This window comes from Mesorhizobium sp. C277A (genome assembly GCF_040324395.1).
Lineage (GTDB): Bacteria > Pseudomonadota > Alphaproteobacteria > Rhizobiales > Rhizobiaceae > Mesorhizobium.
In genome coordinates, this window is the sequence record NZ_JAMYVW010000002.1 from 5,500,684 (window position 1) to 5,519,229 (window position 18,546).

Annotated in this window: 18 protein-coding genes; 9 read left to right on the plus strand and 9 right to left on the minus strand. The window is 63.3% G+C overall.

Going from position 1 to position 18,546, the window contains the following annotated elements; translation table 11 throughout:
- Positions 1 to 68: 68 nt before the first annotated feature.
- Positions 69 to 842 carry a gamma-glutamyl-gamma-aminobutyrate hydrolase family protein gene (locus NKK52_RS27185; RefSeq protein WP_023671352.1) on the plus strand — a complete coding sequence of 258 codons (774 nt, stop codon included), beginning with the start codon at positions 69 to 71 and terminating at the stop codon, positions 840 to 842.
- Positions 843 to 852: 10 nt separating this feature from the next.
- Here the strand turns inward: NKK52_RS27185 and NKK52_RS27190 are convergent, their stop codons facing one another.
- From NKK52_RS27190 to NKK52_RS27210, 5 genes are all read right to left on the minus strand, one after another.
- The gene (locus NKK52_RS27190) at positions 853 to 1,263 is read right to left on the minus strand and encodes a hypothetical protein (protein ID WP_023683514.1); all 411 of its coding nucleotides are present in this window, start codon (positions 1,261 to 1,263) and stop codon (positions 853 to 855) included.
- A gap of 82 nt (positions 1,264 to 1,345) precedes the next feature.
- On the minus strand, positions 1,346 to 2,329 hold the full coding sequence (locus tag NKK52_RS27195) for a 2-hydroxyacid dehydrogenase (protein ID WP_023671354.1): 984 nt from the start codon (positions 2,327 to 2,329) through the stop codon (positions 1,346 to 1,348).
- Positions 2,326 to 3,348, minus strand: coding sequence for a LacI family DNA-binding transcriptional regulator (locus NKK52_RS27200; protein ID WP_023671355.1), 1,023 nt, complete (start codon positions 3,346 to 3,348; stop codon positions 2,326 to 2,328). Before NKK52_RS27200 ends, NKK52_RS27195 begins: the two co-directional genes overlap by 4 nt.
- Positions 3,349 to 3,414: 66 nt before the next feature.
- Complete coding sequence (locus tag NKK52_RS27205; protein ID WP_198031502.1) at positions 3,415 to 4,308, minus strand: DMT family transporter; 894 nt, start codon at positions 4,306 to 4,308, stop codon at positions 3,415 to 3,417.
- Positions 4,309 to 4,481: 173 nt separating this feature from the next.
- Complete coding sequence (locus tag NKK52_RS27210; RefSeq protein ID WP_023671357.1) at positions 4,482 to 5,384, minus strand: LysR family transcriptional regulator; 903 nt, start codon at positions 5,382 to 5,384, stop codon at positions 4,482 to 4,484.
- 128 nt (positions 5,385 to 5,512) lie between these two features.
- Here NKK52_RS27210 and NKK52_RS27215 point away from each other — a divergent pair, with 128 nt between their 5' ends.
- Positions 5,513 to 6,301 (plus strand): alpha/beta fold hydrolase, encoded by a 789-nt coding sequence (locus tag NKK52_RS27215; protein ID WP_023683512.1) that lies wholly within the window; start codon positions 5,513 to 5,515, stop codon positions 6,299 to 6,301.
- On the opposite strand, the gene NKK52_RS27220 is transcribed toward NKK52_RS27215, so the two are convergent.
- A complete protein-coding gene (locus NKK52_RS27220) occupies positions 6,298 to 6,705 on the minus strand; it encodes a DUF2000 family protein (RefSeq protein ID WP_023683511.1) in 408 nt (135 codons plus the stop codon). The genes NKK52_RS27215 and NKK52_RS27220 overlap by 4 nt on opposite strands.
- A gap of 46 nt (positions 6,706 to 6,751) precedes the next feature.
- Here NKK52_RS27220 and NKK52_RS27225 point away from each other — a divergent pair, with 46 nt between their 5' ends.
- Complete coding sequence (locus NKK52_RS27225; RefSeq protein ID WP_023683510.1) at positions 6,752 to 7,615, plus strand: AraC family transcriptional regulator; 864 nt, start codon at positions 6,752 to 6,754, stop codon at positions 7,613 to 7,615.
- Positions 7,616 to 7,625: 10 nt separating this feature from the next.
- Here the strand turns inward: NKK52_RS27225 and NKK52_RS27230 are convergent, their stop codons facing one another.
- Positions 7,626 to 8,096, minus strand: coding sequence for a MarR family winged helix-turn-helix transcriptional regulator (locus tag NKK52_RS27230; RefSeq protein WP_023671361.1), 471 nt, complete (start codon positions 8,094 to 8,096; stop codon positions 7,626 to 7,628).
- A gap of 419 nt (positions 8,097 to 8,515) precedes the next feature.
- On the opposite strand from NKK52_RS27230, the gene NKK52_RS27235 reads away from it, so the two are divergent.
- Positions 8,516 to 9,568 carry a CobW family GTP-binding protein gene (locus tag NKK52_RS27235; RefSeq protein WP_023683509.1) on the plus strand — a complete coding sequence of 351 codons (1,053 nt, stop codon included), beginning with the start codon at positions 8,516 to 8,518 and terminating at the stop codon, positions 9,566 to 9,568.
- 248 nt (positions 9,569 to 9,816) lie between these two features.
- Positions 9,817 to 10,791: a WD40 repeat domain-containing protein gene (locus NKK52_RS27240; RefSeq protein ID WP_023683508.1), complete on the plus strand. Its 975-nt coding sequence runs from the start codon at positions 9,817 to 9,819 to the stop codon at positions 10,789 to 10,791.
- Position 10,792: 1 nt separating this feature from the next.
- On the opposite strand, the gene NKK52_RS27245 is transcribed toward NKK52_RS27240, so the two are convergent.
- Positions 10,793 to 11,245 carry a hypothetical protein gene (locus NKK52_RS27245; RefSeq protein ID WP_023683507.1) on the minus strand — a complete coding sequence of 151 codons (453 nt, stop codon included), beginning with the start codon at positions 11,243 to 11,245 and terminating at the stop codon, positions 10,793 to 10,795.
- A gap of 155 nt (positions 11,246 to 11,400) precedes the next feature.
- On the opposite strand from NKK52_RS27245, the gene NKK52_RS27250 reads away from it, so the two are divergent.
- The 4 genes from NKK52_RS27250 to NKK52_RS27265 all read left to right on the plus strand — a co-directional run bounded on the left by NKK52_RS27250 (position 11,401) and on the right by NKK52_RS27265 (position 17,143).
- On the plus strand, positions 11,401 to 12,783 hold the full coding sequence (locus NKK52_RS27250; protein WP_023683506.1) for an aspartate aminotransferase family protein: 1,383 nt from the start codon (positions 11,401 to 11,403) through the stop codon (positions 12,781 to 12,783).
- Between the two features lie 35 nt (positions 12,784 to 12,818).
- On the plus strand, positions 12,819 to 14,204 hold the full coding sequence (locus tag NKK52_RS27255) for a glutamine synthetase family protein (RefSeq protein ID WP_023683505.1): 1,386 nt from the start codon (positions 12,819 to 12,821) through the stop codon (positions 14,202 to 14,204).
- Between the two features lie 231 nt (positions 14,205 to 14,435).
- The gene (locus NKK52_RS27260) at positions 14,436 to 15,671 is read left to right on the plus strand and encodes a putative DNA modification/repair radical SAM protein (protein WP_023683504.1); all 1,236 of its coding nucleotides are present in this window, start codon (positions 14,436 to 14,438) and stop codon (positions 15,669 to 15,671) included.
- A 2-nt stretch (positions 15,672 to 15,673) separates the two neighbouring features.
- Complete coding sequence (locus NKK52_RS27265; RefSeq protein ID WP_023683503.1) at positions 15,674 to 17,143, plus strand: UdgX family uracil-DNA binding protein; 1,470 nt, start codon at positions 15,674 to 15,676, stop codon at positions 17,141 to 17,143.
- 95 nt (positions 17,144 to 17,238) lie between these two features.
- Here NKK52_RS27265 and NKK52_RS27270 read toward each other — a convergent pair whose 3' ends face one another.
- Positions 17,239 to 18,519 (minus strand): glycerate kinase type-2 family protein, encoded by a 1,281-nt coding sequence (locus NKK52_RS27270; RefSeq protein WP_023683502.1) that lies wholly within the window; start codon positions 18,517 to 18,519, stop codon positions 17,239 to 17,241.
- Positions 18,520 to 18,546 lie beyond the last annotated feature (27 nt).

Genomic DNA, 18,546 nt, shown 5'->3' on the forward strand with positions numbered 1-18,546 from the left:
CCTTCGGATCGCCTATTTTGCAGGCACAATAGCTATTCGCTTCGCGCCAAATGGAATCCGGACCCAAAATGCACCAGCCGCTCGTCGCCATATCAACCGACGTCCGTCAGTTCGACAACTACACCTGGCATGCCGTCCCGCAGCAATATATCGAGGCAGCACTTTCCGGCGCCGGCGTGTTCCCGCTTTTGGTGCCGTCATTCGGTGACCGGCTCGACTTCGACGAGCTGTTGTCTTCGGTCGACGGTGTCATGGTCACTGGCTCGAAGTCCAACGTGCATCCATCGCTCTATGGCGGCGACGCCAGCGAAGCCAACGGCCCCTACGACCCGGCGCGCGATTCCACCACGCTGCCGCTAATCCGCAAGGCGATCGAGCGCGGCGTGCCGCTGCTTGCCATCTGCCGCGGCATCCAGGAGTTGAACGTTGCGCTGGGCGGCACGCTTGGCACCGAGATCCAGGAGCGCGAAGGCTCGCTCGACCATCGCGCGCCGGTGAGCGACAACCAGGACGAACGCTTCGCCATTCACCAGACCATTTCGATCAAGCCGGGCAGCTGCCTGGCCGGCGTGTTTGGCGCCGGCGACATCAAGGTCAACTCGCTGCACCGCCAAGGCATCGACCGGCTCGGCTCGAAGCTGCAGGTCGAGGCGGTTGCCGGCGACGGCACGGTGGAGGCAGTTTCGGTGAAGGACGCCCGCGCCTTCGCCGTCGGCGTGCAATGGCACCCCGAATACTGGGTCAAGTCGGACAACAACTCGGCCAAGATCTTCCGCGCCTTCGGCGATGCGGTGCGGCTGCATGCGGCGGCGAAGGCCGGCGCGCGGGCGGCGGCGGAATAAATCCCGACGATCAATTGCCGGCGGATTGATCCCGTTCGCCGGTTGTCGCCAGCGAAAGCAGCGGCGTGGCCGGAGCGTAGGATTCGTAGCCGTCGCCATCCGCAACCGAGAAGGTGACGATCGGGTCGGTGCCGTCGGCGCTGAACGCGATCGTGCCGTCCTCGCCCTCTCGCCAGAATTTTGCCCGCTCGATCCCCGGCAGCAACCCGCGGCAGTTCGGCGCCACGGTCAACAGCGACAGGCCATCGTCAATCGCGGCGCCGCGGCTAACCGCGCAGTCGCCTTCGTCGCCATTGGCGACCAGCCTGAAGGTGGTTGCCGGCCTTGCTTCATTGGCCGAACTTTCACTGCTGCCGCCGTGAAACAGCTGAAAGCCGGCGAAAAGTGCCGCTGCCGCAATCAATGCGGGAAGTTTCGTCATCTTGCACTCCGCGCCCCCCGGCGCAGATGCAGAATGATTCCAAAGCGTTAAGCCGACGTTAACGAGTGTGGCAGACAGCCGCTCAGCTTCGTGGCTTGACTTGCGCCGTCTCCGGCACCGGGGTCAGTGGCCGGCGCTCGCTGAACCAGGATACCAGATTGTCGACGCACAGATCCGCCATGGCGCGGCGCGTGTGGTGCGAGGCCGAACCGACATGGGGCAAAAGCGAGGTGTTGGGCGCCTCCAGCAAAGCCTTGGGCACATTCGGTTCATCGGCGAAAACATCGAGCCCGGCCGCGGCGATGGTGCCGTTGGCAAGCGCTGCGGCGAGGTCTGCCTCGTCGACCGTGCTGCCACGGCCGATGTTGACGAAAACGCCGTTGGCGCCAAGCGCCGCCAGGATTTCGGCATTGACCGCCTTCTCCGTGGAAGCGCCGCCCGGCACTACGGAAATCAGCGTATCGACCGCTTCGGCAAGGCCCTTCAGCGTCGGGTGGTATTCATAAGCCAGACCTTCGACCTTGCGCCTGTTGTGGTAGGCCACCGGCAGCCCGAACGCTTCCAGCCGGCGCGCAATGGCAAGGCCGATGCGGCCCATGCCGAAAATGCCGACATGCCGACCGCGCAAGGTCAGCCGGCTCAGGGGATAGTTGCCCTTCTTCACCCAACTGCCGTCGCGCAGCCATTTCTCGGCGTTGTAAAGTTCACGCACGGTGTTGAGCAAAAGGCCGATCGTGGTGTCGGCGACCTCCTCGGTCAAAACATCGGGGGTGTTGGTGACCATGATGTTTTTCTTGGCCGCATGGCCGGCATCGACCGAATCATAGCCGACGCCGAAGGAGGCGATGAGTTCGAGGTTGGGCAATGCATCCATCAATGCCGCATTGACGCCGGCAAAGGACGCAATGGCGCGCACGTCATGGCGCATCTCCTCGGTGACCAGGGCGGGATCGGCGCGCTCTATCTTGACCCGCTTGAAGGTGCGGTCGATGCGCTCGACCGCATGGTCGTTGAAATGTCCCGGCACCAGAACGGCGACGGTCTGCAACGCATCAGTCTTGGTCATGCACGCTCCACCGGCTTGCCGGTCGACTGGCGCACATGCAGTTCCGGCTTGATCAGTTCCTGTGACGGCCGTACCGCCTGTCCGTTCAGCTTGTCGAGCAGCGCGCTGGCGGCACGGCGGCCGACCTCTCGCTGGCCATTCCAGACTGTGGTGAGCGCCGGTGTCGCGATTGCCGCCTCCTCGAGATCGTCATAGCCGGTCACCGAGATGTCGGCGCCCGGCACCAGGCCGGCGCGGGCAATGCCGTTCATCAGGCCGATGGCGACCAGATCATTCCAGCAGCAAGCGGCGGTTGGCTTGTCTTTAAGCGCCAGAAACTGTCCAGCCGCCTCGAATCCGCCCTGCTTGGTGCGCGGCCCGGCGATGCGCCAGGACGGCCTGACCTCAAGCCCGGCGGCCTCCATGGCGTTGAGATAGCCCTGGTAGCGGTCGCGCCCGGTCGAGGTCTGGTCGGTGCCGCCGATCATGGCGATGCGCTTGTGCCCGAGCGAGATCAGATGATTGGTGGCAAGTGCCGTGCCATAGGCATCGTCGCCGCGAAACACCGGCACGTCGGCGCCTTCCACGCTGCGTGCGATCAGCACCGCCGGCAGGCCGTTTTCCTCGGCCATGACGATGTCGGAGGCCGGCGTGCCGATGGCCGGGGACATGATGACGCCGTCGGCGCCGAGCTGCAGCAGCGTGTCGATGAAGGTGCGTTGCTTTTCCAGCTGGTCGTAGTGATTGGACAGGATGAAGGTCTGCCGGCTGCGATCGAGTTCGCTCTCGATCGAGCGCAGGATCTCGGCGAAGAACGGGTTCATGATGTCATGCACGACGACGCCGACAATGCCCGAGCGCGAGGTGCGCAGTGAGGCGGCGCGGCGGTTGTAGATATACCCGATCGCCCGCGCATGTTCCTTGATGCGGTCACGCGTGGCGCCGGCGACCAGCGGGCTGTCGCGCAAGGCGAGGGAGACAGTGGCCGTGGACACGCCAAGCGCATCCGCGATCGTCGAAAGCTTGATCTTTTGTGCCAGCCCTTCGCTCCCCGAGTTTTTTTAAATTTTTTAAATGCGGCGTTATGCCATCGGATTCGGAGCAAATCAAAGTTTTTTCGCCAGCGCCTCCGCCTCGGCATCGACGGTCGTGCGATTGCGCAGCCGCAAACGGTGCTCGCGATGGATGATGTAAAGGCCGCTGGCGACGATGATGGCAGCACCCACCAGCGTCCAGCGGTCGGGGAACTGGTGGAAGATGATCCAGCCGGACAGGATCATCCAGACCATCTGCGAATAGGGGTACGGCGCCAGCGCCGTGGTGGTCGCCAGGCGGTAGGCCTGCACCAGCAGCCAGTGGCCGCCGGCGCCGAACACGCCCAGCATCACCAGTATGAACCAGTGCCAGCCATCCTGCGGCAGCCCATGCGAGAACGGCAGCATCGGCAGAAGCAGCACGGCCGGCGCCAGCGCCGAAAACAGGATCAGGCTTTCCGAGGTTTCGCTGGCTGACATCCGCCGCGTCATGATGACGTAAAAACTGTTCGACAGCATCGAGCCGAGCGCGAAAAGATGGCCGATGCCGAACACGCCGATGCCCGGCCTTGTAATGACGAGCACGCCGACAAAGCCCGACAGGATTGCCAGCCAGCGCCGCCAGCCGGCCCATTCACCAAGCAGCGGTCCGGCAAGGGCGGTGATCACCATCGGCCCGAAGAAGTAGATCGAGGTGGTCTCGGCCAGTTGAAGCGTTTTGAGCGCCATGACGTTGCACATCGTCGAGCCGAACAGCAGACCGCCGCGCAGGATGTGGGCCGGCAAATTGTTGGCGCGGAAGCGCGACGGCTCGCGCCAGCCGCGCAGGAAGACGCCGACAAGCAGGACATGGACGGTGAAGCGGGCCCAGGCGACGATCAGCGCCGAGACGCCGGCCAGCACCAGATATTTGCTCGATGTGTCGAGAAAGGTGAAAAAGACATAGGTGGACAGGATGAACAGCATCGCCGCGGGCGGCGTTGCGCTTTCGTCTGATCTTGCGGGAACGTTCAAATGTCAGGCCGGGCAGGGAGGATCAACGCTTAACCTTTGCGGCAATCGCGTGCGCCCGGCAAGCCAAAAGCGACTGGCACAACAGGAGCCGCGCGCAGGCTCAGCGCGGGCCGATCCTATGCCGGCTAAAGCGCCTCGTCGGATGCCACTTGCGCCTGGAGATGAAGCCACAACGCCTCGGCGACGGGTCCATGCGGTCGGTCGCGCCGGCGCACCGCCGCCAGGATCTCCGTCCGGCCGGGCAGATGTGCACCAGCGATCGAGATCAGCCTCCTATCCCGCAGTTCGTCCTCGATCAGCCATGCCGGCAGATGGCCCCAGGCCAGTCCGTGAAGGATCAGTTCCTTCTTCATCAGATGATCCGGCGCCGAGCACTGATGCGCACCGTCGATGAGGAAATAGCTCTCCGGCGATGGCCGCCGCGCCGTGTCGCGGATCACGCACTGGGTGAAGGGCCGCATCTGCTCCGGCGCAATCTCGCGGCCAGGCGCGAACGGAAGGAACCCAGGCGCCACCACCGGCACGAGGGGCACCGCGCAGAGATCGATCCGCTCGAGATGCGGATCGGAAGGATCCGCGCGATGGAAGATGAGGTCAGCCGAGCCTTCCATCAACCGTTCGAGCGGACCGCCGACCGCCTCGTACTCCAGGTGCAGGCGTGTCCCGGTGCGTTCGGCAAAGAAGCCGCTGAGCATACGCAGGATTTGCGGTCGCGGGCAGAGATCACCCATGACGACACGCAGGACCGTCTCCTCGCCGCTCGCCAACTGGCCCGCATAGGTTCGCAGATGGTCGAGCTCGCGCAATGTCAGCTGCGCTCGCGCGTGAAACTCGCGGCCCGCCTCCGTCAGCCCCACCCGATATCCGCTGCGGTCGAGAAGTGTGAGCCCGAGCAACTGCTCGAGGCGTGCGACAGCGGCGAAGACGGATGGATGCGATCGGTTCAAGGCAAGGGCGGCCGCCTGGAAGCTGCCCTCGCTTGCCACGGCGTCAAAGCACCGTAAGTCGTGGAGTTTCAGACCATTCATTATCGTAAAAAACTACTGAGATCGTCCAATCATAGTAATTTTCCTGAATAATTACGAGGCCTAGGGTGGCTCATTCAAAGGGCGGCGGGAGCATGGAACTCCTTTCGCCAGGGTGAGATGAGGACCAGATGACTGACACGCTTTATTTTACGACGGGCGACGGCTGCCGGATCGCCTATCAGCTGGCGGGGGCCGGCCCTGTGCTTGTGCTCTCGAATTCCATTGCGACGAACCTGCATATGTGGGACCGGCAGCTAGCGGAACTTGCCGGATCTTTCCGGGTGCTGCGCTATGATCTGCGCGGCCACGGCAGTTCCGATGCTCCGGCCGGAGCCTATTCGCTTGATCGGCTGGGCCGCGACGTCCTTGAGCTGCTGGATGCGCTTCAAATCGCCCGCGTGCATTTCTGCGGGCTGTCGCTGGGCGGCTTCGTAGGGCAGTGGCTGGGTATCCATGCCTCGGAGCGCATCGAGCGTCTCATCCTTTCCAACACCTCGCCGCATCTCGGGCCGGCTTCTTACTTTGATGAGCAGATCAGGACTGTCCTTGCAGCGAGCAACATGTCGGCCACCGCGGACATGTTCATGCACAACTGGTTTCCCGCCTCGATGCTTGCCGGCCCAAACGAAACCGTCGACGCGTTCCGCGCGATGGTCCTGGCGACGCCGCCCCAAGGTCTCGCGGGATGCTTCGCCGCCGTACGCGATTGCGATCTGCGCCGGACTGTCTCCCTCATTACCGCGCCCACCCTGGTGATCGGTGGAGAAGACGACAAGGTAACGCTGGCAAGCCACAGCGAGGCGATCGCAGCCAGCATCCCCGGCGCCACGCTTACACTGCTTCCGGGCGTCCATATGCTGAACGTCGAGCGGCCGACTGAATTCATGAGCGCCGTTACACGCTTCCTGCTGAATTAGGCGTGCATGCGGGCGCCCTTGGTGATCTTGTCGACGAGTTTCTTGTCGGCACGCAGCGCGATGCCGACGATCTTGGCGTCCTCAGGCCCGAACTCGGCGAAGACCGCGCGGTTGGCCGCATCGAAGCCGGTGGCAAACATCTCCTCGACATAGGCTGACCCCGTCACGCCCCGCTCCAGCGCCTTCCGGTGGATGGAGTTGAGCGTCGGCCCATCGGCCGAAAGCACGATGACCGGCTGGATCGACAGAGGATTATAAAGGTTGCCGGCGCGGTCGCGGTAGGGTTCGCCGATAATGGCGGGGAATTGCGCGACGATGCCGCTGGTCAGGAAGGCGGCGACGTTGAGCTTTTGCCAGACGGCGAGATCGTCCCGCAGCACGATTGCAAATTTCGTATCGAACACCAAAATGAGGACTCCGGAGCACGCCCATGAAGGGCAGGGATAGGTGATGACGCACGATCTAGAAGGTGAGGCGACGCAGGGTCTTGAACGTTCGTGCGCGGATGAAGACCGGATCGTCTCGGCGCCTGTTACCGCTGGCATCGAGCGCATCGAGGCGCATTTCCATGGCAACGCCTTCGACCTGCACCGTCATGATACGCTTGCCGTCGGCGTGACGCTTTCCGGTGTGCAGCGCTTCCACTACAGGGGCACTGTCAACCACAGCCTGCCCGGCCAGGTTATCGTGCTGCATCCCGACGAAGTGCACGATGGCGGCGCCGGGACCGAGGATGGTCTGCGCTACCGGATCCTCTATCTGGAACCCTCACTGCTGCTCGACTGCCTCGACGGCGCGCCGCTGCCTTTCGTCAGGGATGCTGTGGTCAGCGATCCTGCCTTGCGTGGCACGCTGCTTTCGGCCCTGTCGCCGCTCGATGAGGAACTGGACGAGCTGTTCGTCGCCGATTTCGTTGCGGAGCTGGCGCAGCATCTGGGGCGTCATGCGGGACAGAAAGCAAAGCCGATGGGGAAGTCGGCCTCGCGTGCGGCAGCGCTGGCGCGCGGCTATCTCGAGGAGAATGCCGAGCGGTCCGTTCGTTCCGATGAGCTGGAAGCCGTCACCGGGCTCGACCGCTATGCGCTGTCACGCCATTTTCGCGCGACCTATTCCACCAGCCCGCATCGGTTCCTGCTGATGCGCCGGCTGCAAAAGGCAAGACGGATGATCGAGGTGGGCGAGCCGCTGGCCGAGATTGCCGTTGGCGCCGGCTTCAGCGACCAGAGCCATTTCAACAGGCATTTCAAGAAAGCATTCGGCCTGACGCCCGGCCGCTGGTCGACCCTGGTGCGCGGGCCTTCGGTAGCCGCCTAGGTCAGGAAGATCAATCGTCGATGTCGCCATCGTCGTCGACAAGCACCAGCTCCTCGTTCGACAAATTGGCCTCGATGCGGGCGAGCAGCTTGAACAGCGTCTTCTGTTCTTTCTTGTCGAGGCCCTTCAACGCCTGCTTCTCGGTCTTCTTCACCGACTTCTCGATGGCGTGGATGATCTCGCGGCCGGTGTCGGTGAGAAAGATATGCGCCTGGCGTGCATCCGCGGAAGAGGCGCGCTTTTCCAAAAAGCCCTGGGCCTGCAGCCGGTTGATGGTCTTGGTGATGGTCGGCGGGCGCACGCCGAGGCGGCCGGCGAGATTGCCGGGCGTCTGGCCGTCCTCGCGGTCGAGCGTCAGCATGATCTGGTCCTGGCCGGCATAGAAGCCGTGCGCCAGAAGCCGCGCCGCCAGCGCGGTCCTTGCCAGCCTTGCCGCCGAATGCAGCCGGCTCATCGTTGCAGTCTTGTCCGCCTTGGCCATGGTGATCCCTCTTCGGCCGTACCGGTGCGTGCAGCATAGACGCAGCCGGCCGGTTGGCAATCGACGATCAAAAAGATTCCGGCTTTCGAAACAGCTTTGCCGGCAAGCATTTGTGGTGCTCGAAATGGTGATGCCAGATGTTTATTTCAGTTAGATGACAAACGAGTTTCCGCCAAGGCGATTGCAACGGTTTGACGCGGCGCGGCTTAGCACAGGTCAACGAAGAGGCGTTTCCAGCGACACGTTGATGGTCGGCATCCCTCGCACTCGGCCTCTCGGGTCTACCCATCCGCTTCGTCAATCCTGGTCAAACACCAGGCGGTTTGCCTCGTGCAAAAGGCCGGCACACATCCTATATCAGGCCAACAATCCCTTCTTGCGGCCCGCAATTCCGTGGCCCAGCCATTTCGAGGCAAGATATGAGCGAAGCACAGACGCAAATCCCCGTGACCGTTCTCACCGGCTATCTCGGCGCCGGCAAGACGACGCTGCTCAACCGCATCCTGTCGGAAAACCATGGCAAGCGTTATGCCGTCATCGTCAATGAATTCGGCGAGATCGGCATCGACAATGATTTGATCGTGGAATCCGACGAGGAAATCTACGAAATGAACAATGGCTGCGTCTGCTGCACGGTGCGCGGCGACCTGATCCGCGTCGTCGAAGGCCTGATGCGCCGTCCCGGCCGCTTCGACGCCATCGTCGTCGAGACCACCGGCCTCGCCGATCCTGTGCCGGTGGCGCAGACCTTCTTCATGGACGACGACGTGCGCTCCAAGACCAAACTCGACGCTGTCGTGGCCCTGGTCGACGCCAAGCACCTGCCGCTCAGGTTGAAGGATTCCAAGGAAGCCGAGGACCAGATCGCGTTTGCCGATGTTGTCGTGCTGAACAAGACCGACCTGGTGACGCCCGAAGAGCTGGCCAAGGTCGAAGCGACCATCCGCGCCATCAACCCGGCGGCCAGGATTCACCGCACCACGCGCGCCGGCGTGGCGCTGTCCGAAGTGCTCGACCGCGGCGCCTTCGACCTGTCGCGCGCATTGGAAAACGATCCGCATTTTCTCGAGGCGCACGATCATGATCACGACCACCATGATCACGACCACGATCACCACGACCATGATCACGACCATCATCATCACGATCACGCGCATCCCTCCGACATCCATGACGTGACCGTGCAGTCGGTGTCGCTGCGCGGCGCCGAGATGGACCCGAAGAAATTCTTCCCGTGGATCGAGAAGATCACTCAGATGGAAGGTCCCAACATCCTGCGGCTGAAAGGCATCATCGCGCTCAAGGGCGACGACGAGCGCTATGTCATCCAGGGCGTGCACATGATCATCGAAGGCGACCACCAGCGCGCCTGGAAAGACGGCGAAAAGCATGAGAGCCGGCTGGTGTTCATCGGCCGCGAGCTTGACGCCGAACGGCTGAAGAAGAGCTTTGACGCCTGCCAGGCGGCTTGATTTCCGGACTCTATGGCGCTAGCGCTGCCCGCTCTTCCTTCTCCCCTTGTGGGAGTAGGTGGCCTCGCGAAGCGAGGTCGGATGAGGGGTGCTCCAGCTCGGCACCGACGGCGATCCGTCCAACACCCCTCATCCGTCTCGGCGCTGCGCGCCGATCCACCTTCTCCCACAAAGGGGAAGGTTGACGCCAGGCCTGGCCGCCTCAATGGCTTCCCGGGAGTGGTGACAGCTTCATTGGAATGGTCCTGATGCCCACAGTTGCTCCCCTCGACCTGGAAGGTCACTGCCTTGCCGCCGTCTTCCTCGACAACGTGCCGCATTATGCGCTGGCCGATGGGACAGTTCATAGGCTCGACAACGGCCACAAGACAATTCAGGCCAATGACGGCCTGCTCTCCACGTTCCATGACGCCGCCAACGACCGCCTGATCACCGGCGGCGAGGACGGCAAGATTTTTGCTGTCACCGCAGGTGGCACCGTCGGCGAATTGGCGAGCGCCGGCAAGAAGTGGATCACCAGCGTCGCCGCCGGGCCGCAAGGCGCTATCGCCTATGCCACAGGCAAGACTGCGTTCGTGCGCTTTGCCGACGGCAAGACCAAAGAGTTTGCCCATCCGCGTTCGGTCGAGGGGCTGGCCTTCTCCCCCAAGGGCATACGCTTCGGCGTCGCCCGCTACAATGGCGCGACGCTGCATTTCCCGGCCGCCGACGGCAAGCCGGTGGAGCTGGAATGGGCCGGTGCCCATACCGGCGTCACCTTCTCGCCGGATGGCGCCTTCCTCGTCACCACCATGCAGGAAAACGCGCTGCATGGCTGGAAGCTCGCCGACGGCAAGCACATGCGCATGACCGGCTATCCCGGCAAGGTCAAAAGCCTGTCGTGGAGCGTGAAGGGCAAATGGCTGGCGAGTTCCGGCGCGCCGGCGGCGATCGTCTGGCCGTTTTCGGGCAAGGACGGCCCGATGGGCAAGGCGCCGCTGGAGCTCGGCACGCGCGGCAACGCCATGGTGACATCGGTTGCCTGCCATCCGAGCCAGGATGTCGTCGCCGTCGGCTATGATGACGGCATGGTCATGGCGGTGCGCTTTACCGATGCCAAAGAGGTGCTGTTGCGCCGCCCGGGCAAGGGCGCCATCACCGCGATGATGTGGGATAAGGAAGAGCGCCGGGTCGCCTTCGGCAGTGCCGCCGGCGACTGCGGCGTCATCGATATCTCGGCGTGACCTATTCGGCTCCGCACGACACCTTGCCGGTCAATTCTTTCGGCTTGCCGTCCTGTTCCGTGTCGGCGGCGTTGTCGTAGACGGCAAGCGTGTACCGGCCGTCATAGACGCCCTCGTCACTGGTCTTGGTCAGGATCGTCAGTTCGACAGAGTTGAATTTATCTCCGAGCTGATGCTCGTGGTAGACGTTCAGCCGCAACTCCTTGTCGTCCAGCCAGTACTGGGTGAGGTCGGAATCCTCGAAGACGGTCTTGCGCAGACTGTCGCCTTCCGGCCGGCCAAGTATCTCGAGATCGCCGCGAAAATTGAAGGTCGGGCCGCCCATACCTCTGGTGACCCCGGCGCCGACCTCGAATTGCACCGCTTTGTCATCGACGGAACACCAGACGCCGCCCGATGCGGAAGCCGCAGCGGCCGACAAGAGTAGCGCAATAGCGCAGATGATCGTCCGCATTTTTCTCCCCAAACCACAGACCCGATCGCATTGGCGCCCGACTGCGCCGGAAGGTCAAGTCTGCCGAACTTGCTGCTGACCCAATGCAGCGCACCAACACGGCCAATTGCGGTTGCCGTCGCCAATTGGGTAGTGTGCCGGCCGAGAGGGATTTCATGCACAGCACGAACAGTTCAAAGGCGTCCATTGGCGGTATCAGCCGTGACCGCATCGCTGCATTGCGGACAAGCGAGGCGAACACCTTCCGCAAGGCGCGGCCGAAATCGCAGGCCAAGGTCGGTAACGGCCTGCCAGGCTTCTTCGGCGGTGTGCCGATGCACTGGATGAACGACTGGCCGACGCCATTCCCGATCCTGGTCGAAAGCGCCAAGGGCGCCGCCATCACGGATATCGACGGCAACAGGCTGGACGATTTCTGCCTCGGTGACACCGGCTCGATGTTCGGCCATTCGCCGCCGCCGGTGGCGCGCGCCATCCGCCGCCAGGCCGGGCGCGGCCTGACCTATATGCTGCCTTCGGAAGATGCGCTGGCCATCGGGCCGCTGCTCACTCAGCGTTTCGGTCTGCCGTTCTGGCAGATCGCCACCACCGCCACCGACGCCAACCGCTTCGCGCTGCGCGTCGCCCGCGCCGTCACCGGCCGCGAAAAGATACTGGTCTTCAACGGCTGCTATCACGGCTCGGTCGACGAGACGATGGTCCGGATGGTCGACGGCAAGCCCGTGAATCGGCCGGGGCTGGCGGGTGAGTTTCGCGACCTGACCAAGACGGCGAAGGTCATTGAATTCAACGATGTCGCCGCGCTGCAAGCAGCGCTCAAGGACAAGGATGTCGCCTGCGTCATTGCTGAGCCGGTGCTGACCAATTCCTGCATGGTGCTGCCCGATCCGGGTTTTCACGACGCCTTGCGCAAACTGACGCGCGCGGCCGGAACGCTGCTTCTGATCGACGAGACCCACACCATCTCGACCGGCCCAGGCGGCTACACCAGAAAATTCGGGCTGCAGCCCGACCTTTTCGTGCTGGGCAAGCCGATCGCCGGTGGCGTGCCGGCAAGCGTGTGGGGCATGAGCGACGAGGTCGCCTCGCGCTATGCCGACTACAACCGAACCAAGGAGCCGGGCTATTCCGGCATGGGCACGACGCTGTCGGCGAACCCGCTGCAGTTCGCAGCCATGCGCGCAACGCTCGAAGAGGTGATGACGCAGGAGAATTATGCCCGGATGGATCGCCTCGCCCTGCGGCTCGATGCCGGGCTGACCGGCGTCATCGATCGCTACAATCTGCCCTGGCATGTCGCCCGCGTCGGCGCCCGCGTCGAGTTCATCTGCGCCCCTGGCCCGCTCAGGAACGGCGCCGAAGCCGAGACTGCCCATGCGCCGGAGCTTGAGGCGGCTATCCATGTCGCGCTGGTCAACCAGGGCGTGCTGATCGCGCCCTTTCACAACATGATGCTGATCTCACCGGCCACCACCGGCGCCCAGGTCAACCGGCTGATCACCGCCTTCGCCACGGTTGCGGCAAGGCTGACGGCATGAGACAAGCTGCCAAGCCAAACTCGAGTACACTAATCATGACTTCACCTTCGGGCTCGACGCCCGCCGAGGCGCAAGCCTTTCTCGACGCCCATCCCGAAATCGAAGCCTTCGATATCGTCTTGACCGACGCCAACGGGGTCGGCCGCGGCAAGATCGTGCGCCGGCATGAGCTGAAAAGCATCTTCGAGGGCGGCCGCCACATGCCGATCTCGATCCTCGGCCTCGACATCACCGGCGAGGATGTTCACGAAACCGGGCTGATCTGGACGACCGGCGATGGCGACCTCAGGGCATGGCCGATCCCCGGCACGCTGGTGCCGCTTTACGGCACGAACCCGCCGCGCGGCCAGTTGCTGATGGCGATGTACCATCTCGAGGGACAGCCTATGTCGTCGGACCCACGGCTGGCGCTGGCCAGGCAGGTCGACATCTTGGCGGCCAAGGGCCTCTATCCCGCCGGCGCCTTCGAACTCGAATTTTTCCTGCTTGCCAATGAGCGTGACGCCGACGGCAAGGTAAAGCCGGCGGACGCCGTGCTCGACGGCCGCCGCTCGGCCAAGACGGAAGTCTATTCCGTCGACCATCTGCACGGCATGGAGCCGCTGTTTTCCGACATCTATGCCGCGGCTAAGGCGCAAGGCATTCCGGCCGAAACGGTGATTTCCGAATACGCGCCCGGCCAGTACGAGCTGACGCTGAACTATCGCAAGGATGTCATGCGGGCGGCCGACGACCTCGTCATGTTGAAGCGGCTGGTGCGGGCGCAGGCGCGCCGCCATGGTGTCACCGCCTGCTTCATGGCCAAGCCGATCGAAAAATACGCCGGCTCCGGCATGCATTTCCATGTTTCGTTGCAGGACAAGAACGGCCGCAACGTTTTTGCCGAGGCTGGCGGCGAAAGCTGGTCGCTGCCGCTGCTGCAGGGGCTCGGCGGGCTGATCCAGACCATGGCCGAATCGATGCTGGTGTTTGCGCCGCACGCCAATTCCTGGCGGCGCTTCGTCTCGCAGTCCTATGCGCCGGTGGCGCCGACCTGGGGCGTCAACAACCGTTCGGTGGCGCTGCGCGTGCCGGCCGGCGACGCCAAGAACCGGCGCATCGAGCACCGGCCGTCGGGCGTCGACGCCAATCCCTACCTGATCGCGGCAACGGTGCTGGCCGGCATCATCAAGGGTCTGGACGAAGGCCTCGACCCCGGCCCTGAAACCACTGGGAATGGCTATGAAGCCGCTGTCACGCGCACGACCATGCCGGTCGACTGGCGCGCCGCGATCGAGGCGGCGCGGGCCTCGAGCTTCCTGAAAGAGGCGCTTGGCGAGGATCTGCATCGCACCTTCGTGGCGATCAAGCAGTCGGAGTATCTGCGCGTCGCGCGTACGGTGAGCGAGCTGGACTACCACCTCTACCTGCACGAGGTCTGAGAGACCGTTTCGAAATTCTACTCCGGCGGCCATCGATGGTGGTTTCTGCGCTTCCGATGCTCACGGACCAAATGTCCGCTGCGCTTCGGTTCTCGAAACCACCACCATATGACTCGCCAGAGCGAATTTCGAAACGGTCTCTGATTGCCCTGACGGCGGGCGGCGATCACTTTTTCGCCGCCTGCATCAAATGAGGTGGCGCTGCAGCCTTCAAGAACATATCATGAACAGATGAGCGCGCCCACCGTCCGTGAAAAGCTGGCAATCCTGTCTGACGCCGCCAAATACGACGCCTCCTGTGCTTCGTCCGGCTCGGCGAAGAAGGATTCGCTCCAATCCGGCGGTATCGGCTCCACAGAAGGCATGGGCATCTGCCATTCCTACGCGCCGGATGGCCGCTGCATTTCGCTCCTGAAAATCCTGCTCACCAATTTCTGCATTTACGATTGCAGCTACTGCATCAACCGCTCGTCATCGAATGTGCGCCGCGCCCGCTTTAGCATCGACGAGGTGGTGAAGCTGACCATGGACTTTTATCGGCGCAACTACATCGAAGGCCTGTTCCTGTCCTCCGGCGTCATCCGTTCGCCCGACGAGACCATGGCCGAAATGGTGGAAGTGGCGCGGCGGCTGCGGCTGGACGAAAAATTCTCCGGCTATATTCATCTGAAGACCATTCCGGAAAGCTCGGCCGAACTGGTCGAGCAGGCCGGGCTCTACGCCGACCGGCTGTCTATCAATGTCGAACTGCCGACCGATGAGGGCGTGAAGAAACTAGCGCCGGAGAAGAAGCCGCAAACGATCCGGCTTTCCATGGCGAACCTGCGCCGGAAGATGGAGGAAAAGGCCGAGCCGACGTTGCGGACCAAGAAGCGCGAACGCTTTGCGCCCGGAGGTCAGTCGACGCAGATGATCGTCGGCGCCGACAAGACATCCGACGACGGTATCTTGCACTCCAGTGCGCGGCTCTATGGCAGCTACCATCTGCGGCGCGTCTATTACTCCGCCTTCAGCCCGATCCCGGATTCGTCATCGTCGCTGCCGCTCCAGAAACCGCCGCTGATGCGCGAGCACCGGCTCTATCAGGCCGACTGGCTGATGCGCTTCTACGGCTTTTCGCAGCCGGAAATCCTCGCCGGCAGCAGCGACGGCATGCTCGATCTCGCCATTGACCCCAAGCTCGCCTGGGCTTTGCGCAATCGGGCGAGGTTTCCCGTCGACATCAACCGCGCCGATCGGGAAGCGCTGCTGCGGGTTCCGGGTCTGGGCACCAAGGTGGTGGCGAAGATCCTTGAAACCCGCCGCCACCGACGTATGCGGCTGGAAGATGTCGGACGGATCTGCCATTCGATCGCCAAGCTGAGGCCCTTCATCATCGCCGAAGGCTGGTCGCCGGGCGGACTCACCGACAAGACAGGCCTGCGCGATACGATCGTGAAGTCCTGCGAACAACTGTCGCTGTTTTGACCATGCAGCCGGCCCAGCTCGACCTTGCCCGATACACTGTCCGGCTAGCGAGCCAGACCGATTTCGTCGGTTGGCGCGATGCGGCACGGCGTCTGACGCTGAATGAGGTCCGGCCTGAGGATATTAGTTGGGGTGTCGGGTCCGACGCCAATGATCCTCGAGATGCCTTGCCGGCGGTGCCAGAGGGCGCGCAGCTTACCGTCCCGCGCGAGTTCATCGCCCATGCCGAAACCGCCTTCTGCCACTCCGACCCCGGCCGGTTTGCCTTTCTCTACTGGATGCTTTGGCGCCTGCGCACCGAGCCGAAACTGCTGGCGATCGCATCCGATCCCGACACCAGGCGGCTCGAAGCCATGGAAAAGGCGGTGCGGCGCGACAGCCATAAGATGCATGCCTTCGTACGCTTCCGGAAGATCGGCGACGGCGAGAACGAGCGCTACGTCGCCTGGTTCGAGCCGGAGCATTTCATTGTCGAGCGCAACGCGGATTTCTTCGTCCGGCGGTTCACCGGCATGCGCTGGACCATCCTGACGCCCTATGCCTCCGCCGACTGGAACGGCGAAAGGCTGGCGATCGGGCCGGGTGCGGCCAAGGGCGATGCACCCGATCAGGACGACACCGAGGCGTTGTGGCTGACCTATTTCGAAAACATCTTCAACCCGGCGCGGCTCAAGGTGAAGGCGATGCAGAAGGAGATGCCGAAGAAATATTGGCGGAACCTTCCCGAGGCCTCGCTCATTCCAGATCTGATCGCAGGAGCGGACGAGGCCGCCAGGGATATGATTGCCAGACTGCCGACAACGCCGGCGCCGCACCACGCCAAGCTGCAGGCAAGACATTGGCCGAAGCCCGAGCCGGCCGAGGCGCCGGATGAAGACGATGCCAAGACGATTTCCGATTTGCGCGAGGCTGCAAAGGGTTGTCGTCGCTGTCCGCTCTGGCGCGACGCGACACAGACCGTGTTCGGCGAGGGGCCGGATGACGCCAAAGTGGTCTTCGTCGGCGAACAACCTGGCGATCAGGAAGATCTCGCCGGCAAACCTTTTGTCGGGCCAGCGGGCAAAGTGTTCGATGCAATTCTCGATGACGCAGGCGTCGACCGGCAAAAAGTCTACGTCACCAACGCCGTCAAGCACTTCAAGTTCGAGCCGCGCGGCAAGCGCCGCATCCACTCGAAGCCAAATACCGGCGAAGTCCAGGCCTGCCGCTGGTGGATCGGCCGGGAGCTTGAGCTGATCAAGCCGGACCTCGCCGTGGCGCTTGGGGCAACGGCGGCGTTGTCGCTGCTGGGCAAGGCCATTGCTGTGACGAAAATGCGCGGCCAGGTGATCGAACGCGAGGATGGCTTGCGCGTGTTCATCACCATCCACCCGTCCTTTATCCTGCGCATTCACGAGCCGACAGACAAGGAGGCTGAGCGCGAGCGGTTCCTAAAGGATATGAAAGAGGTGAAGCGGCTGATGGGGTCGTGAGATGAGCGAAAGCCTCAGCGACGAAGCTGAGTGGCTTCAGCCAATCACCTACGGTCGTGAATCCAACGTTGGAAACTTCGGCCGCCACGGCCGAATTAACTGATTAGAATTGCCCTCAGATCATTCACATTCGTACCCGTCGGCCCCGGCACGAACAGATCGCCGATCGCGTTGAACGCCGTCCAGGCATTGTTGCCGGCCAGCATCGCCTTGGCGTCGACGCCGGCGGCACGCATGCGCGAGACAGTCGAGCCATCGGCAAAGGCGCCGGCATTGTCTTCAGAGCCATCGATGCCGTCGGTATCGGCGGCCAGTGCATGAATACCTTCCGCGCCGCTGATACCGATGGCAAAGGCGAGCAGGAATTCGGAGTTGCGGCCGCCCTTGCCCCTTTTTCCGTCAACAGGGGCCCGCAACGTCACGGTCGTCTCGCCGCCGGACAGGATCAGCACCGGCTTTTGGAACGGCCGGTTGCGCGTCGCCACTTCGCGCGCAATGGCTGCATGCACGCCACCGACCTCGCGCGCCTCGCCCTCGATGGAATCGGAGAGGATGACGGCTTCGATGCCTTGCCGTTTTGCCTCAGCGGCTGCCGCTTCCAGCGACACGCCAGCCGAGGCGATCAGGTGCACTTCATTGCGTGAAAAGCGCTGGTCATCCGGATCTGGCGCATCGGCCTCTGGCGAGTTGATGTGCGCCATGACGGCGTCGGGCAGTTTTATGCCGTAGGCCGCTATCGAGGCCAGCGCATCCGCCCGGTTGCCGGAGTCGGGCACGGTCGGGCCGGAGGCCACCAGCGCCGGGTTGTCGCCGGGAATGTCAGAGACAACCAGTGATACCAGTTTGGCCGGCCAGGCGGCAGCTGCCAGCCGGCCGCCCTTGATGGTCGAGAGATGCTTGCGGATTGTGTTCATCGCCGCAATCGGCGCGCCGGAGGCAAGCAGCGCCTCGTTGACGGCGATTTCGTCGGCGAGCGTCAGGCCGGGGGCAGGCGACGGCAGCAGCGCCGATCCTCCGCCCGATATCAGCGCCACTACCAGGTCGTCCGCAGTCAGCCCTTGCACCTTTTCGAGCAGGCGCCGCGACGCCTCAAGACCGGCAGCGTCCGGTACCGGATGTGCCGCCTCGATGATTTCGATGCGCTCGCATCTGGCGCCATAGCCGTAGCGGGTGACGACCAGCCCTTCGATCGGCCCGTCCCACACCTTCTCGAATGCCGCCGCCATCTGCGCCGATCCCTTGCCGGCGCCGATGACGATGGTGCGGCCACTGGGCCTCGCCGGCAGATGATTCCGGATGGTCCGTTCAGGATCGGCAGCGGCAATAGCGGCATTGAAGATCGAGATGAGAAAGGATTTTGGGTCGAGCACGGTCATAATTGGCCGCCATCCGCGGTTTGCGAG